The organism is Aliivibrio sp. EL58, assembly GCF_900312675.1.
GTDB lineage: Bacteria > Pseudomonadota > Gammaproteobacteria > Enterobacterales > Vibrionaceae > Aliivibrio.
The window spans coordinates 984,301-1,002,298 of the sequence record NZ_OMPC01000009.1; the positions used below are offsets into that span (position 1 = coordinate 984,301).

Annotated in this window: 13 protein-coding genes; 2 read left to right on the plus strand and 11 right to left on the minus strand. The window is 39.8% G+C overall.

The window, feature by feature from the left end; translation table 11 throughout:
* Positions 1–100: 100 nt before the first annotated feature.
* Positions 101–1,783 (plus strand): aspartate:alanine antiporter, encoded by a 1,683-nt coding sequence (locus ED622_RS15415; protein WP_122035527.1) that lies wholly within the window; start codon positions 101–103, stop codon positions 1,781–1,783.
* A gap of 112 nt (positions 1,784–1,895) precedes the next feature.
* Here the strand turns inward: ED622_RS15415 and fabV are convergent, their stop codons facing one another.
* The 6 genes from fabV to ED622_RS15445 all read right to left on the minus strand — a co-directional run bounded on the left by fabV (position 1,896) and on the right by ED622_RS15445 (position 10,742).
* A complete protein-coding gene (fabV, locus tag ED622_RS15420) occupies positions 1,896–3,098 on the minus strand; it encodes an enoyl-ACP reductase FabV (protein ID WP_122035529.1) in 1,203 nt (400 codons plus the stop codon).
* Between the two features lie 578 nt (positions 3,099–3,676).
* On the minus strand, positions 3,677–4,846 hold the full coding sequence (gene nhaA / locus ED622_RS15425) for a Na+/H+ antiporter NhaA (RefSeq protein ID WP_122035531.1): 1,170 nt from the start codon (positions 4,844–4,846) through the stop codon (positions 3,677–3,679).
* A gap of 165 nt (positions 4,847–5,011) precedes the next feature.
* On the minus strand, positions 5,012–6,133 hold the full coding sequence (locus ED622_RS15430) for a lipocalin-like domain-containing protein (RefSeq protein WP_122035533.1): 1,122 nt from the start codon (positions 6,131–6,133) through the stop codon (positions 5,012–5,014).
* Positions 6,133–8,586: an ABC transporter permease gene (locus ED622_RS15435; RefSeq protein WP_122035535.1), complete on the minus strand. Its 2,454-nt coding sequence runs from the start codon at positions 8,584–8,586 to the stop codon at positions 6,133–6,135. Before ED622_RS15435 ends, ED622_RS15430 begins: the two co-directional genes overlap by 1 nt.
* A complete protein-coding gene (locus ED622_RS15440) occupies positions 8,567–9,238 on the minus strand; it encodes an ABC transporter ATP-binding protein (RefSeq protein ID WP_122035537.1) in 672 nt (223 codons plus the stop codon). Before ED622_RS15440 ends, ED622_RS15435 begins: the two co-directional genes overlap by 20 nt.
* A 124-nt stretch (positions 9,239–9,362) precedes the next feature.
* Positions 9,363–10,742, minus strand: coding sequence for an MATE family efflux transporter (locus ED622_RS15445; protein WP_122035539.1), 1,380 nt, complete (start codon positions 10,740–10,742; stop codon positions 9,363–9,365).
* A gap of 126 nt (positions 10,743–10,868) precedes the next feature.
* On the opposite strand from ED622_RS15445, the gene ED622_RS15450 reads away from it, so the two are divergent.
* Positions 10,869–12,320 (plus strand): DUF2867 domain-containing protein, encoded by a 1,452-nt coding sequence (locus ED622_RS15450; protein ID WP_122035541.1) that lies wholly within the window; start codon positions 10,869–10,871, stop codon positions 12,318–12,320.
* 70 nt (positions 12,321–12,390) lie between these two features.
* Here the strand turns inward: ED622_RS15450 and ED622_RS15455 are convergent, their stop codons facing one another.
* From ED622_RS15455 to ED622_RS15475, 5 genes are all read right to left on the minus strand, one after another.
* Complete coding sequence (locus ED622_RS15455; RefSeq protein ID WP_122035543.1) at positions 12,391–13,077, minus strand: DUF2913 family protein; 687 nt, start codon at positions 13,075–13,077, stop codon at positions 12,391–12,393.
* On the minus strand, positions 13,078–14,283 hold the full coding sequence (locus tag ED622_RS15460) for a Bcr/CflA family multidrug efflux MFS transporter (RefSeq protein ID WP_122035545.1): 1,206 nt from the start codon (positions 14,281–14,283) through the stop codon (positions 13,078–13,080).
* Between the two features lie 202 nt (positions 14,284–14,485).
* Complete coding sequence (gene rsuA / locus ED622_RS15465) at positions 14,486–15,187, minus strand: 16S rRNA pseudouridine(516) synthase RsuA (protein WP_122035547.1); 702 nt, start codon at positions 15,185–15,187, stop codon at positions 14,486–14,488.
* Positions 15,188–15,256: 69 nt separating this feature from the next.
* On the minus strand, positions 15,257–16,861 hold the full coding sequence (locus ED622_RS15470; RefSeq protein ID WP_122035549.1) for a DHA2 family efflux MFS transporter permease subunit: 1,605 nt from the start codon (positions 16,859–16,861) through the stop codon (positions 15,257–15,259).
* 2 nt (positions 16,862–16,863) lie between these two features.
* On the minus strand, positions 16,864–17,904 hold the full coding sequence (locus ED622_RS15475; protein ID WP_045101623.1) for an HlyD family secretion protein: 1,041 nt from the start codon (positions 17,902–17,904) through the stop codon (positions 16,864–16,866).
* Between the last annotated feature and the right edge of the window lie 94 nt (positions 17,905–17,998).

Sequence of the window (17,998 nt, forward strand, 5' to 3'; positions counted from 1 at the left end):
TGATTTTTTTTTGTTTTCTTTATAAATATGGTTATACAATCGCCATTTTTAAGTTAGACTTGCATCACACTTTCTTATTCCATATTTCAGGCAAAATACAGTGAACATTGATGTTGCTACTTTGTTAGCGCAAAACGATATCTTACTTATATTCGTTGTTCTCGCTCTTGGCTTATTCATAGCCAAAATTAGAATTGGTAGTTTCCAATTGGGTAGCTCTATTGGTGTGCTTATCACCGCCCTCTTTATGGGAAGTATTGGTTATACTTTTAGTGCCGATTCTCTCAACATAGGTTTCATGCTCTTCATTTTCTGTGTTGGTATTGAAGCCGGTCCAAACTTTTTTGGTATCTTCCTACGTGATGGTAAACACTACCTATTACTGGTACTTGTCGTTCTCATCTCTGCTATCTCATTAAGCTTTTTAACTGGGCATTACTTTAATCTCAGCTATGGCTTATCTACAGGTATGATGGCAGGTGCTCTAACAGCAACCCCCGTTCTTGTTGGTGCTAAAGATGCCCTTAACTCTGGCTTAGCCGTTCTTCCTGATGGTGTGGAATTTAGCAAAGTAATTGATAACCTAAGTGTTGGTTATGCTTTCTCTTATTTGATCGGTTTAACCAGCTTAATATTATTAGCTCGTTTACTGCCAAAATTACAAAAGCAAAACCTACAAGACAGTGCGATGCAAATCGCTCAAGAGCGTGGCATTGGCAGTGCTGGCCAACGTAAAGTTTACCTTCCTATCATTCGAGCTTATCGTGTTGGTCAAGAGCTTATCGATTGGACTGATGGAAAGAACTTACGTGAATTAGGTATTCACCGCCAAACAGGTTGCCACATTGAACGCATTCGTCGTAATGGTATTCTTGCGAACCCTGATGGCGACTATATCCTACAACAAAGTGATGAAATAGCGTTAGTAGGCTACCCTGATAGCCATGCTCGTCTAGATCCTAGCTTCAGAAACGGTAAAGAAGTATTTGACCGTAATCTATTAGATCTACGTATTGCAGAAGAAGAGATCGTTGTAAAGAATGACAATATTTCAGGAAAACGCTTATCTGAATTAAACCTGTCTGAATATGGCTGTTTCTTAAACCGAGTCGTTCGTGCACAGATTGAAATGCCAATTGAGCATGATATCGTACTTGCGAAAGGTGATATTCTTCAGGTAAGTGGTGAGAAAAGTAAAGTTCACCACATTGCCGACAAGATTGGTTTTATCTCGATCCATAGTCAGGTATCGGATCTATTGGCTTTCTGTAGTTTCTTTATTCTAGGTATCATGTTCGGCATGATCACTATGAGCTTTGGTCAGGTTACCTTTGGGCTTGGTAATGCCGTTGGCCTATTGATCTCAGGTATTACATTAGGCTTCTTAAGAGCGAATCACCCAACCTTTGGCTATGTACCTCAAGGCGCACTCAATATGGCGAAAAACCTTGGTTTATTAGTCTTTATGGTGGGCATAGGTCTAAGTGCTGGTGGCAATATTGGAGATTACTTCTCTGAAGACGGCTTAAAAGTACTTGCCGCAGCACTTATTGTCAGCGTTGTTCCTGTTATTTTGGCGTACCTTGTTGGTGCGTATATTCTAAATATGAACCGCGCCTTATTGATTGGTGCCATTATTGGTGCTCGTACTTGTGGTCCTGCAATGGATGTTGTGAACGAACATGCACGTAGTACCATTCCAGCATTAGGCTATGCCGGTACTTATGCTATTGCAAATATCTTAATGACCGTTGCTGGTACTATTATGATCCTGCTTGCTTAAATTGATTGCATATTTACACCAATGTAATTAAATGAGAGGCAATAAAAAACCCCAGAATGATTAAACACTCTGGGGTTTTATTTTATCTGCTATTAATCCTCAAAAGAATTAATTAAATATCGGCAACATCGAACTCAACTAATGGGTTCACGTCAGCGTCGTAATCAACACCATCAACGCCAAAACCGAACAGTTTTAAGAACTCTTCTTTGTATTCAACGTAATCAGTTAAATCTTTTAGGTTCTCAGTCGTTACTTGTGGCCATAGCTCACGACAATGTTTTTGAATGTCTTCACGTAGTTCCCAGTCATCTAGACGTAGGCGGTTGTTCTCGTCTACTTCAGGTGCTGAGCCATCTTCTTTATATAGACGTTGGCTAAACATACGTAGGATTTGCTCTTGGCAACCTTCGTGTACGCCTTCTTCACGCATTTTCTTAAATACCATTGCGATATAAAGAGGCATAACCGGAATTGCAGAACTTGCTTGAGTCACAACAGATTTAAGAACCGCTACGTTTGCAGTGCCGCCTGTCGCTGACAGTTTCTCGTTTAGCGCTGTCGCTGCACGATCTAAATCCATCTTCGCTTTACCTAGCGCGCCATCCCAATAGATAGGCCAAGTTAGCTCAGTACCGATGTAGCTATAAGCAACAGTTTTACAACCATCAGCTAGAACGCCAGCATCAGATAATGCATTCATCCAAAGTTCCCAATCTTCGCCACCCATTACAGTAACCGTGTCTTGGATCTCTTGTTCTGTTGCAGGTTCAACCGATGCTTCAATGATTGCATCTTTATTGGTATCAACAGCGGTTGCTGTGTATGTATCACCAATTGGTTTTAATGAAGAACGGATCACTTCACCTGTTTCAGGCATTTTACGCACTGGAGAAGCCAGAGAGTAAACAACCATATCAATCTGACCTAAATCTTCTTTGATTAGATCAATTGTTTTTTGTTTTGCTTCATTAGAGAAAGCATCACCATTTAAACTCTTAGAGTATAGGCCTTCTTCTTTAGCAAATTTATCAAAAGCTGCTGAATTGTACCAACCTGCTGTACCTGGTTTTTTCTCAGTCGCTGCTTTTTCAAAGAAAACACCAATCGTTGACGCTCCGCCACCGAATGCTGCAGTAATACGAGAAGAAAGACCGTAGCCACTTGAAGAACCAACAACCAATACACGTTTTGGTGCATTAACAATTGGACCTTGTGCTTTAGTCAGAGCAATTTGTTCTTTAACGTTGTGCTCACAACCAACTGGGTGAGTGGTTGTACAAATGAATCCACGAATTCTAGGTTTGATGATCATGTTCAACTTTCCTTTTAATAATTACCTTCTAGGATAAAAGGTTCTTATCCAGTTCGCATCCCATTTATGACAATTTTTGTCAAAATAGTGAGTGGTTGGAGGTGTGAAACGTCTTTTTTCTAAAAAAATGGAATTATCTTCACTTTTTTTGAACTAACTGAAAAATACGAAGTCTGATGTTATGTTCATAATTCCACTGCTTTTTCTTGATTGATTCAAGTAACCCACTATCTAGCCTCTTGGCTTTTATCGATAGTGGGTTTTTCTTTGCCTGTTATTTATCTTAGCTTCCTACCCAAAAACTAGCATTCAAAAAAAAATAATAAAAAATGAATCTTTTTTGAACTAAATGAAATATGGCTAGTCTGAATTAGTACCCGTTGATAAAGAGCGACTAAAATTTAGCAGGCCGCCAAATTTTATCTTATTCAACTGCATTGCTTTTTCATAATTCCTTATATTCCTTTGCCCATTCAGTCTTTGTTTGGGCTTTTTTTTGTCTGGAATTAAGCTTACTCATCAGATAAGAAAACACCCCGTATCAAACGAGGTGTTTTATATTTAACTCAATGTTTTATTTAAGCTTCAGCATTAGTATTGGCATTCGCTTTCTTTGGAAGAGATATACTCAATAGCAAGTAACCAATCACAGCCGCCAATGTCGAGCCCATCAAAATACCAAGGCGAGCTAACTTATCAAATTCAGGATATACACTACCAAACGCAAGTGATGAGATGAAAATTGACATGGTAAAACCAATACCACATAACACCGATACAGCGAAGATATGCATCATATTTACACCCTTCGGTAGTTTAGCTACACCTGATTTAACTGCAATATAACTGAAGCTAAAGATACCTAGTGGTTTACCAATAAACAGACCAAATGCAACACCTAGTGGTAACGTTGTTGTTAAGCTATCTAATGATACGCCATCTAATGAAATACCCGCATTAGCGAAAGCAAATATTGGTAAAATCAAGAACGCCACATAAGGATGAAGCGCATGTTCCATATGTTTCAGTGGAGAACGCTCACCTTTATTACCCTTCAGTGGGATCGCAAAGCCAAGCACAACACCTGCTAATGTTGCGTGAACACCAGATTGAAGAACACTTACCCATAAGATAAAGCCAACTAATAAGTACCAACGGATCTTAGAGACGTGCTTCGCATTTAGTAAGAACAGAACCCCTGTCATAATAAAGCCAATCACAAGCGCTAAGATTGATAAATCACTCGTGTAGAAGAAGGCAATAATTACAACAACGCCAAGGTCATCAATAATTGCTAGAGCAAGTAGGAATACTTTTAAGCTCACAGGAACACGGTTACCAAGTAATGCCATGATACCTAGAGCAAAAGCAATATCGGTAGCAGCAGGAATGGCCCAACCAGATAACGCTTCTGGGTCGCCCAGGTTAAATGCAACATAAACAAGTGCTGGAGCAAGCATACCGCCGACCGCAGCAATTGCTGGGAAAATTGCGGTTTCTTTAGACTTTAACGCACCTTCAAGTAACTCTCTTTTTACTTCCAAACCAATTAGGAAGAAAAAGACAGCCATTAACCCATCATTAATCCAATGAGACACAGACATACCACCAATATAAGTATGTAAAAATGTATCGTACATTGGCGCTAAAGAAGAGTTGGCAACCATCATTGCGATTGCTGCTGCAATCACGAGTAGAATCCCACCGGCAGACTCTAGTTTAAAAAAATTCTTAATAACATCACTCATTAGATGCCCTTTATTTATTATAATAATTTACAGAAAAACGAATAAGAAAAGTCTACCCGTTGTTCTAGATCAAGAATAATCGCTTGTTCAGAGCTAAAGCATCGGAAAAACCGAAGTGTTAGCTCTTACTCTCTGCTTTATTCGCATCGGAATAACTATTTAATACTAGTATCCCGTTAATTGCATAAAACCTGTTACTTGATGGGAGCCAGTCGTCGTTATTGGACCTTGCCAATATGGAATGAGAGTATCCAACCATTGTTCATTACGGACAACTTGTGTTGTTAAATTTATATTATACTTAGGTACATTAATGATCCACTGGAGAGGCAATTTCCGACCATTTTTTAACTGGCGAGCGGGAAGTGTCTGTAGAGTAAAATCATCTTCACCTAATGAGATAAATCCTCCATGATTATCTAAAAGCGCACCATATCGGTACGGTGTTTGATCTTTATGTCTATATTGAGTCACAAGCAATTTTCTACTATCACTCAAATTAATAATAAACCAATCCCATCCTTGCTGATTTTCATCTAAAAAACCACTGGCCCACTCATGCTCTAAGATTGCCGTGCCTGTAATAGTATAGGCTTTATTATTTAGAGTGATGTTGCCACGCACAGTAAGAAAAGGAAAAATATATTCATAGGATGCGACAGGTATCAATTCATGTTTTTTTGAATAGCCAAACTCACCCAATTGGGTTGGATTATTATTCGAATTAATCGATAATTTGAGTGAAAAACTCTCTGAAGCGGCTGAAAATAATCCAGGGAAAGGGGTTCTTCCTAAGCTTCTCCATTGCCAATCATCGATCCAGATACGATATGGACGAGACATAACACCCGCCTGACCAATACCACCTCTCGCTAAACGTTCTCCAACCCATTTACCATCTTTCGTAGTGATAACGACTTTAGCTACATACAAACGAGGATCTAACCAACCTTTTGTTTCTCTGTCATCACTGGAAATACGAAACATTGTCCATTGGATCCCAACACTGTCCCCTTCTTGGTTAATAGCATTAACTGTCATCATCCATTTTTCATGTTGAAAGGTTAGATGACTGTTAAAATCATCAGGGAAATGTAATGGATTATTGGGTAGTACAGGATCAAAATACGCATCAGGAGATTGGGAAAAAATAGAGTTAATCTCATTATCTCCTTCCGTATCTACGTCTTTCCAATTAACATAATAAGCAACAGCAAACCCAAGAATTAGAATAAAAATAGTCAGCGATATTTTTAAGTTACTGTTACGCATATTATTTTTTTTCATTATAACGACTCCCGCAGTGAAACAATCGCTTGTCGTCTAGTGATTCGCCAAACCGTAGCAGCGCCTGCAACCGTTAATGCCAGCAATGTCCACGCAAAAGTCATCATATATTCCATCGGGAAATAATTAACTTCCATTGTCCAACCAAATGAGTATTTCATCACGATATCAATCAATAGCTGTGAAAGAACAAGGCCAAGAGGTAGAGCTATCAAAATAGTAAATAAGCCAATGGCCAATAATTGAAGGCCGCCCAGCAATATCAGCTCTTTTCCTGACAATCCTAAACAGCGTAATAGTGCCGTTTGCTTCTGGCGTGAGATCTCTCCTACCAAGGTAGCAAAGAACAAACCAAACACCGCAATAACTAACGTTAGATTCCCTAATGTTCCGGTAACGATAAAGGTTCTATCAAATACCTTCATGGCTTGGACCTGTATATTATGATTATCATTAACTTGATCTGCCGATAATCGATACTGTTTTAACACCCGCCCAATTAACTCCGTACGTTTATCTTTGTCCCTTAATACAGCACCAATCCCAGTTTTACCTTGACCACCAAATGCTTTTAGCCAAGCCTGATGGGAAAGTAATAACTGGTTATAAGGATTACCATAATCGTAATACACACCGGATATCTGCCAGTTACCCCCCATAGGCGCAGGTAAATCAAGATAATCACCCGGTTTCAAATCCCACTTTAGAGCCATCGACTCACTAATCAGCAGGCTACGTTTATGGTGTAATGAATACCAATATTCAGGGATCGCGACTTTCATCGTTAACGCATTCTTTTCACCCAAGGTTGTCCCTGAACTTAAAATTTCTAAATTTCCGTATTCGGTTTGATAATCGATTTTCCATTGTCGCCATACCGATTCAACCTCAGGCTGTTTTTTAAGCCAATAACTAATGCGGCTAGCCGATGCTTTACTTGGTTCAATATAAATATCGGCAGCAAGACGTTGCTCTAGCCAATTATTGGTTGTAGCTCTAAAGCTACCCACCATGGTTTCAACACCAATATTAGATGCTAACGCAAGCATAAAGGCCATTGCAGCTACACCACGGTAGCTCAAACTTGCTGAAGAATCAGAGAAAAACCAACGCGCTTTAGCAGACGGTAATCTATAAGATAACCAATCAAAAAACTTCCAAATAATGAAAGGGGTAAATAAGCCAACGCTTATCATTAAAAAGCCAATCAAGATAAATCCATTCTCATGACTGTGTGGTAATAAATTAATTAAATAGGCAGCGGCACAGAATACACCAGCAACAATGGCTTGAACTTCAAACTCTTTACCGGCAAATCGAGCTAATGACAAGCGAGCAGTTAAGCGAATAGGCTCAATACTCAGCAAACGATATAGCGGCCAACCACAAGCTAAAATACAACCTAAAATAGCCATCCATAAGCTTTGATAGCTCCAGTTCCAACTCCACGTAATAAGTAAATCAACATCGGCGTTATATAAAGAATACAAACTGTTTGATACCGTTGGCATTAACTGATTAGCTAATAACAAACCAAAAAAGTTACCGCTTATCCAACCAATAATCGCCCACAAGCTAACTTCAATGCCCATAGCAAGAATTAGCTCTTTTGTGGACACACCGATTTGTCTTAACGTTCCAACTAGCGGCTGTCGCTGTATAAAAGAGAGAGACATTGCTTGGTAGAAAATAAACAAACCCACCACAAAAGAGAGCATTCCCATCGCAAATAAATTGGTATGAAAGGCTTTTGTTAATGCCGTTAATCCAGATTCTTTGTGCGTTTCAAGCTGCAAACCTCGTGGTAGCATTCGCTCTAAACGCTCTTTTTTATTGTCTGACATTTCGCCACAAAGCAAAATATCAAAGCCGGCTTTATGACCTAGCATTTTTGTCAGTGCGATATCTGAAAAAAGACGAGATCCCGATAAACGCTGACTTTTATCGACAATAACTGGGCCAATATTCGATTGGTCTTGCAACTCAATATAATCGCCATCTGTAATACCAAAATAAGAAGCGAGAGGTTGACTAACAAGGACAGGAAATGGTGGGCGCATTAAGGGCAACATATCATTGTTGCCCGTTAAATTTTTAGCTGATATTTGCATCAAAGCAACAGGATCAATACCAACTAATGAGATATCAATATCGTCTGTCGTTTCTAAATGCAACGTTTGCACAGGCATGCAATCGATATAACCTGCACGACGCAAATTAATATAAAACGCTTGGGGAATAGGAATATTTTCTTGAATTGAGCGAATACGATTAGGGAATGGATTTGAAAATAATTTCTCCCCTTCACTATAGCTGTTTTTTGCGTGGTGATTAATCGCAAGTACACCAACAAGCAGTGAAACACCAAGCGTTAAACCAAGCCATACTAAAAATATTTGTAATGGATGCCTGCGGTAATGTCCAAGAAGCGCCTTAGCTACCGGAAATAACATTCAAGGTGCCTCCCTGAAGTTTTACCAAACCATCCATATGACCCGCCACTTTTTCACTGTGAGTTACTAGTAACAATGTACAATGGAGATCACGAGACAAACGAGTCAGCAACCGCATTACCGCTTCAGCGTTCTTTTCATCTAAACTACCCGTTGGCTCATCGGCTAATAACAATTTAGGTTCCATATACAAGGCGCGTGCAATCGCAGCACGTTGCTGCTGCCCACCAGAGACTTCCTCAGGATAGCGCCCCAATAATGGCATAAGATCTAACGCTGAGATAATTTGACGCCATAATGCATCATCATCACGTAAGCCCTTCAATTGACGGCAAAAACGGATATTATCAGCAATGGTTAACGTAGGAAGGAGATTAAACTGTTGAAAAACAAGACCAATATTATTTCGGCGATAAGAAGTGCGAGAACTTTGTTTTGGAGAGTGCATAGAAAAACCAGCGATATCAATTTCACCACCATCTACACTATCGAGCCCTGCAATAAGATTTAAAAGGGTACTTTTGCCTGAGCCACTTTCACCCATTAATGCAATTTGAGCACCTTGCTCTATTGTTAATTCTGCCCCTTGAAGAATAGGATGAAACTCGCCACCATCCAAATATCCCTTATTCAGGTTTGTCAGTTTTAACATGTACCCTCTCAACGCTTTTATGTGATATCGGTAACAGAATTTACACTATAACCCTTCTAGCATAAAGCTTTTTATAGTCATAGGGCTGTCTTGTTACTAATACCAACTAAAAAACAAACTTTCCTTACGCATCTACCAGATTTTTAATCCATTTTTTAGATTTCATTCTATAGATTGAACCAAACCATTTCACTATTTCTTCCACCACAAACAGTGCATAAACGTACTCTGGTGGGAAACCTAAGACTAATGCTCCAAGCGCCGCAACTGGAATACCAATAAACCACTGCGAGACAATATCTTGATACAAACAGAATTTTACATCACCACCCGCACGCAATACACCAACAATAGCAGTAAGAGGAACACTTCTTATCACGATAATAATGGCTAAAATGGCCATAAACTTCTCAGCAATCGCTCTCGTTTCTTCTGTTAACGCCGGGAACATATCTAAAATTTGATGCTGGAAAATCATCACAAACAGAGCAATGACAATACTCGTCATAACACTCAGTGCTAACACTCCCCAACTTTGATAATAAACCGCTTCGTATTTTTTCGCGCCCAGTTGATTACCTATAAGCACTGACGCCGCACCCGCTGCACCAATAAGAAAACTCAGCGCTATAGATTCAATCGGAGAAATAACCGATAACGCCGCTAATCCTTGTACCCCTGATTGCCCCATAATGGCGTGGTAGGTAAAAATACCTGCTGCCCACACTAAAAAATTGAACGTTGTTGGTAAGGAAAGAGAAAGAAACTTAGAAATTTTAGGCCAATTTAATACGGATTTTATCTCTTCCAACCCAAAACTTAATAAATGCGAACGGCTGTAAAGATAACCATATAAAAAGACAATTTCTATAACGCCACTAATTAAAGTAGCCAACGCCGCCCCTTTAATTCCCATGGCGGGCGCGCCTAAATTACCAAAGATTAATACCCAGTTAAAAAAGACGTTCGCGACAATACCAATGCCACTAAAAAAGGTACTTACACCGGGTTGATGAATAGAACGCAAGCCAACGGCCATGCTACTGCCACAAGAAACGACATACATAGTTAACGCGGTAATAAATAGATACTCAGCACCAAGATCAATCACTTCTTGAGAGTCTGTGGCTAATGACATAATTTGATGAGGGACAAGTAAAAATAGTGCTACTGCAATCGTCGCAATAGACATACTCACCATCCAAGTTAACGCAGTACTTTGGCGTACACCTTCTTTGTTCTGGGCCCCCCAATATTGCGCCGTTAATAACGCCCCACCCGTAGTCACGCCCACTAACATAATGGTCGTTACAAACGTCGCTCGACTCGCAACACCAACAGCGGCAATCTCAGCTTCACCTAATTGACCAAGCATGAGAACATCCACTAAGCCACGGCTAGAAAACATAATATTTTGCAGTGCAATGGGAATGGCAATCATCAATAATCGCTTGAGAAATTCGCCGCGAGTATGACCAATAACATTAGAAAGAAAAACAGACATGAAGAACCTCAAATAAACAACAAATTAACCATTTGCACTACACAAGATCCATTAGGTATATGCCTACAAATTGTACTAGAATCAAAACGTAATTAATATTTATATTCACAAGGTAAAGGAGCTGTCTTGAATAAAAAAAGTACCATTCTCATTGTTGGCGCATCAGGGTATGTTGGCTCTCAATTGATCCCACAATTATTACAGCAAGGACATAGCGTTATTGCTTGCGCTCGTAATATTGATTACCTACTTGATAGGGTGACTGAGCATCCCAACCTACAATGTAATTTCCTTGATTTAGAAGATTCAGATTCTATTCTTCCATTGATGAAAGACTGTGATATTGCCTATTTTTTAGTTCACGGTATGTCTCATGGCCATGACTTTCTTGATTATGAAGTCTCTCTTGCTGAAAACTTCAAAAATGCCGCAACACAATCATCTCTATCAAAAATCATTTATTTAAGTGCTCTACAGCCTGAGGGTTATCAATCTCAACATTTACTGGCTCGTAAAAAAACAGGTGAATTACTTCGTTCAACGGGCATTCCTACCATAGAGATCAACTCAGGAATAATCATTGGTACAGGATCAGCCGCTTTTGAAATCATGACCGATTTTGTTAATCATTTCCCTGTATTGATCTGCCCTGTTTGGATTAACTCGCAAGCAAACCCAATTGCGATAGAAAACCTCAATTATTACTTAATCCAATGCATTAATTATCCTCTGACCGAATCCATCACTTTTGAAGCGGGTGGGCCTGAAACCGTAAGCTACCAAACCCTATTTCATCTTATTGCTAAGCGGAATCATCGCTCTATAAAGATCATTCCAACACGCTTTATTAGCCCTTCTTTTGCTGGCTTATGGCTTGGTGTTGTGACCTCTGTCCCGTCTGATTTAGGAAGAGCATTATTAGCCGGAATTGATCATGATTTAATTGCTGATAATTCTGTTATAGAACGCGCATTCCCACAACCATTGCTCTCTTTATCTGACGCAATAAACCGAGCTCAAGAAACCAATGACGAAACAATAAAAACAGAAATTTGGGGCTTTGACCCAAGTGCATTAAAGCGGTGGAAATCAGATTACGGTTATTACCCAAAACAAGCGGGTGCAAGCTTTACAACCACAGCCTCACCTCAACAATTATGGACCGTCATTGAACGTCTCGGCAGTAAAGAGGGGTATTTCTTCGCTAACGCATTATGGCGAACCAGAGAATGGTTAGATCCTTTACTTGGTGGTTCATTTCCAATCAGAAGAAGACCTGAGTCAGGTAAAGTTCAGCTAGGCGATCATATTGACTCATGGAAAGTGATCCGCTGCGAAGAGAACAAATTCTTATCATTACTTTTTGGAATGACGGCTCCAGGACTAGGACGATTAGAGTTTTCAATTAAAGAAATTGATGAGGGGTATCACCAATTAGATGTTCGAGCATGGTGGCATCCTAAAGGCTTTTGGGGATTAATGTATTGGTTCGCTATGTTCCCTGCCCATCTATTTATCTTTAAAGGCATGGTGAAAGCGATTTGTAAAAAAGCAGAAGCCGAAGAGCTAAAAGAATAAGAAAAACTTCGAAGCAGTAAGTATAAAAAAAGCGCAGAAGATCTGCGCTTTTTTAAATAAATTGAAAGCTCTATTTTTTCACATTAAATGAGAATGGGATCTCACCCAATTGCAAACCATGGTTATTAGGGAAAATCAGGTATTCACCGTGATATTTCACTTTTGATTTGTAATCAGAACGTTTATGAACAATTAAACCATGCTCATACGCCGACTCAATAAACTCATGGTGATTACCACGAACATAACACGTCAGCGGTTTCACTAACTCAGCAGAGCCTTCTTCACCGTCAAAACAAGACTCTAACTGCGTTGAACAGATAATCAACGAGTGATCACCATCCGAGAATAAAGAGGCTTTTTCTAGCACTTCATACTCAGTCGTTACACACCACTCTTTATCTTCTTCTAAAAATTCGCTCCATGCTAGAACTGCATCTTTAGTAATCGCCTTAACCGTTTCAACAGGTGCAAGCTCACCATAAAGACGAGAGTAATGCTCAAAACGGATTGGTAGCTCTGTACCTGTTCCTTTAGTGCGTCCTTCTTTTTGCCAAGTCATTAACTCTTTAGCCACACAACGGTTAAAACGCTGTGATTTAATCGCTGTTGTTACCCAACGAATAAGAAAATGATTCGCACTTACTGGGTTTTTAGGTAAACGACCACTGTCTTTCGATTCTTGCAAATCACCCAATGCCGCATTAATAACATGTTGAACTTCTTGATAATAATGCACTAATTTTTTTTCACTCATTTACGCTTTTCGCCCAAAAACAAAATAACAACCAAAAGATAAAATAGAACACGCCGTCATTGCGCCAACCATAGGCCATGCCGAATCTGACGGCAACATCGCAATACTAACCCCTATTAATGAGCCAGTACCAAAACGTAATGTACCAGCAAGCGAAGAGGCTGTCCCCGCCATTTTAGGATAATGACTTAACAATAGCGCCATACTATTACTACCGATAGTAGAAATACAGCCAACAAACAGAACAACAGGAACAACCGTTCCCCACAAGCCCCATTGTAACCACTGACCAAGAACCATTAATAAACCAGCAAACAATTGAATTGATAACCCAAACTTAAGCATATTGTGTGAGCCCATCTTCTTCACAAGACGCCCATTTAGAGTTGTCATTACAATTAGAAAAACAATATTTAAACCAAATAAATAGCCAAAACTAGATACGCTTACATGGTATAAATCGATATATACGAACGATCCCGCCGTTAAGAACGCAAACATGCCCGCAAACGAAAAAGCCCCTGAAAAGATGAGCCCAAGTGATACTGGGTTTTTAAATAACGAAAGATAATTGCGAAAAGAGGTACTTAATTTAAAGGGTTCTCGATTCTCTTCTTTTAACGTTTCAGGGATTTTCCAAAGAATAGCGAAAATGATTAATACAGAGAAAACCGCTAACAACCAAAAAATCGAACGCCAACCAAACCACACCGCCAAGTGACCACCAATCATAGGGGCCGCTAAAGGGGCAACAGTCATTACCAAGGTAATAAAGGCCATGGTTCTAGCAAAGTCTTCTTTATCAAACATATCACGAACAATAGCTTGAATAACCACAGAGGATGCCGCGCCTGCAACGCCTTGTAATACTCGGATATACATTAGCGATTCAATGCTATCGACCAAGGCACCAATCACCGCACATACAGCAAATAAGATCGTACCAATGATTAAGACTGGTCTTCGACCATAGCTATCAGCTAAAGGCCCATGAATTAATTGAGCAATGGCAAAACCCGCGGTATAAGCCGTTAATGTCATTTGAACCGACCCTGCAGATACCCCAAGATCAGCCGCAATACTCGGCATAGCAGGTAAATACATATCAATCGCAAGTGGCGTTAATGCCGCAATTGCACCTAAAATAACAATTAAAAGTAAACTGAGAGGTGGGCTTTCAGATGGTGCAGAGCTAGAAGTCGACATAAATAACCTACAAAAGATAAAGAGCGATGAGAATTAAAATTTTATCATGAGAACAAAAAGTACGCTTACTTAATCCTAACTCTTTTCATTAATTTACAATAAAAAACGGCATGACATTACATCATACCGTTTTTATACCAATGTAATTAATTAGATGATCTATTTATTACGCAGGAAAGTCGCTTAATAACTTAAGAATTGATTAACCAAGAACGGCAATCACTTCCTCTTCAGTTAAGTAACGATACTCACCAGGCTCTAGTGAATAATCAAGTCCTAACTGACCGATTTGAGAACGGTGTAAGCCTTCAACTTTATTACCAAGCGCTGCAAACATACGCTTAACTTGATGATATTTGCCTTCTTGGATCGTTAATAGAAGCTCATTTTCGTCTTCATTAACAATTTCCATTGTCGCTGGCATTGTTAAGCCTGTTTCACTCTTCAATTGAATGCCTTCAGCCAATTGCTCAGCGTAATCAGCACCAATAGATTCAGCTAACCATACACGGTAAGTTTTTGAACACTTACGTTTTGGTGATGTGATCTTATGTGACCATTGACCGTCATCAGTAATTAACACTAAACCTGTGGTATCAACATCAAGGCGACCTGCAAAATGCAGTTTCTCAAGGTTAACTTCATCTAACAAGGTTAATGCCGATGGGTGCGTATTGTCTTCATGAGAACACACGTAGCCATCTGGCTTAAATAGCATAATATAACGAGGACCATGGAATTTAAGTTCACGACCATCCCACTCAACGGTTGAATCATCGGTTACTTTTACTGAAGTAACTTTTGTTTTCACACCATCAACGGTAACCGTACCACTTTTAATAATACGAGTTGCTTCTTTACGAGTGGCACCTGTTGTTTCGCACAAAAATTTATCTAAACGCATGAGAACCTCATTTCAATATTCTGCCGCATTATACCCAAACCACTTAAAGATGCGAGTACACATAAAAAATTAATGCGCTCCACCTTCCATTGAGCCCGGATTCGAATTCGATTTAACAAAAAACATCATAAAAGCAGCAAAACCTAAGAAGAACGTCATCATTAAGAAAACATCGTTGTACGCCATAATGGCGGCATCTCGCTGCATGGTCATGGTTAATGAGGCTTTAGCTTGCAGCATTGCAGTTGCAGGATCGCTCCCCTTTGAGACAAACATTGCTGCGCTTTGTTGTAGTTGATACCAACCATCCGTACTGACACTGGTTAATGTCTCTTTAATATGCCCTAAGTGTTCACGGGTTTTGTTATCCAGCATGGTCGCGATAATCGCAATACTGAATGCACCACCCAAATTACGTAATACATTGGTAATGGTTGAGGCATCTGCTACTTGATGTTTTTGGATCTCTTCCATCGCTACCAGTGACAAAGGCACCATAATAAATGGACTGCCAATAGCACGTAATAACATAGAGAAAATCAACTGATCACCACCAAAGTTATAGCTCATGTGCGTATTTACAAAACAGCTAATGCCAAACATTGAGAAGCCAAAGAACACCAAATATTTCGCTTTAATGATCTGCGTTAATTTCGGTACTAATGGGAAAATCAACAGCTGAGGGAACCCCATCCACATTAATACTTCACCAATTTCTAGCGCGTTATACCCCTGAATTTGGATCATATACATTGGCAGCACGTAGATAGATCCCAATAGCGCCATCCCTAAGATCAAATAGGCCATGCATGACATTGCAAACTGACTTTGTTTAAGTAGCCGCAAATTCACCAAGGGGTTCTTATGCTGCAGCTCATTAATCACAAAATAGATAAGACTGATGGCTGAAATAATCGATAACGTAACAATGAAGCTAGAGCTAAACCACTCTTCACGGTTCCCCTCTTCTAGTACCACTTCTAAGCAACCAAGACCAATCGCCATTGTCGTAATACCAAACCAATCGGCTTTTAATAAACTGTCTAATTTTAACGGCTCATCATCAAGACCATAATTGACCATACAGATAAGAGCGATGGCTGGTGGAATATTGATATAGAAAATATAGTGCCACGAGAAATTTTCAGTTAACCAGCCACCTAATGTAGGACCAATTGACGGCGCAAACGTCGCTGTTACCCCAAATAACGCCATCCCAACCGCACGTTTATTTAACGGTAATAACTGAACAACCAGAGAGAAAGCCAGTGGGATTAACGCCCCACCACTAAAACCCTGAATAGCACGAAAGACAATCATTGAGCCCATGTTCCAAGACACAGAACACAGCACAGACGCCACAGCAAAAATGATGGTGGTCCAAGTTAAATAACGACGCTTACCAATGGCAACTGACAACCAACCACTCAATGGGATCGCAATCATTTCAGCCACAAGATAAGAAGTCGATATCCACGAACTTTCATCCATGGTTGCCGATAACGCGCCTTGAATATCTTTTAGAGACGAGTTGGTGATCTGAATATCCAGAATCGCCATAAACGCACCAAGCAAACCACCAAATAGTGCTATCCAATGGCGTCTTGGTATTTCTGGTTCTATTGGTACATCGGCAGATTCATTTTGATTTGTCACCGTTAATTCTTGAGTCATGACTAACCTCGAGTATCAACCGTAGCAACCACTGAAAGACCTGGGATCAACTTACCTTCTAATAAGTCTGCATTTAAAATACTGATTTTAACCGGCACACGTTGCACAATTTTAGTGAAGTTACCCGTCGCATTCTCTGGTGGCAGTAAGGCAAATTTAGCGCCCGTTGCAGGAGAGAAACTATCTACAATCCCTTTTAGGTGTAGGTCTGGATACGCATCTAAATCGACAAACACTTTTTGGCCTTTATGAATATCACCAAGTTGTGTTTCTTTAAAGTTCGCTTCAATCCACACCTCTGTTGTTGGAACTAGACTAAGTAAAGGCATACCCGCTTGAACCAATAAGCCGCTGCGCAAACTACGTTTTCCAACCACACCATCAATCGGCGCATAAATATTGGTGTAAGAGAGATTAATTTCAGTTTGTTCTAACGCCGCTTTTGCTTGAGCTAATCCAGCCTCCGCTTGAGCAATCTCGCTTTCAATCACATTGATTTGCTCTTTTGATGCTTGATAATTAGCCTTCGCCGCATCCACATTTGCCAATGACACTTTAAGGTGGGAAACGTTATTATCTAACTCATCTTGTGACGAATAATTCTTTTTGATTAACGCTTTAGTACGTTTAACTTGTTGCTGAGCACGCTCATGTTCAGCATTGGCTGATTCAATTTCACTCGCCGCCTGACGAATACGAATGTCTTGTAGCTTGCGCTCTGCCGCTAAATTTTTAATCGCCGCTTCACTGACTAATACATTGGCTTCTGCTTTCTCTTTTTCAGCCTCAAAATCACGACTGTCTATGGTTGCCAATAAATCGCCCGCTTTTACCACTTGGTTATCTTCAACCAATGTCTTGGCAATATAACCACCGACTTTAGGGCTGATCGTTGTGATGTCACCTTGCAAATACGCATTGTCTGTTGATTGGAAATATTGACCATAACCATACCAATAACCACCACCGGCAAGACCACATAAAATAATAACGATTGTCGCAATCAAAGGTGCTTTATTTTTTTTCTTTTGTTGTTCTGCCACTACGCGTACCCACTTGAAAATGAAGCCATTCACGTTTGCAATAAACATGAATGTAATAAATAAGAGAACGACAGTATAAAACGAAAATGATTTA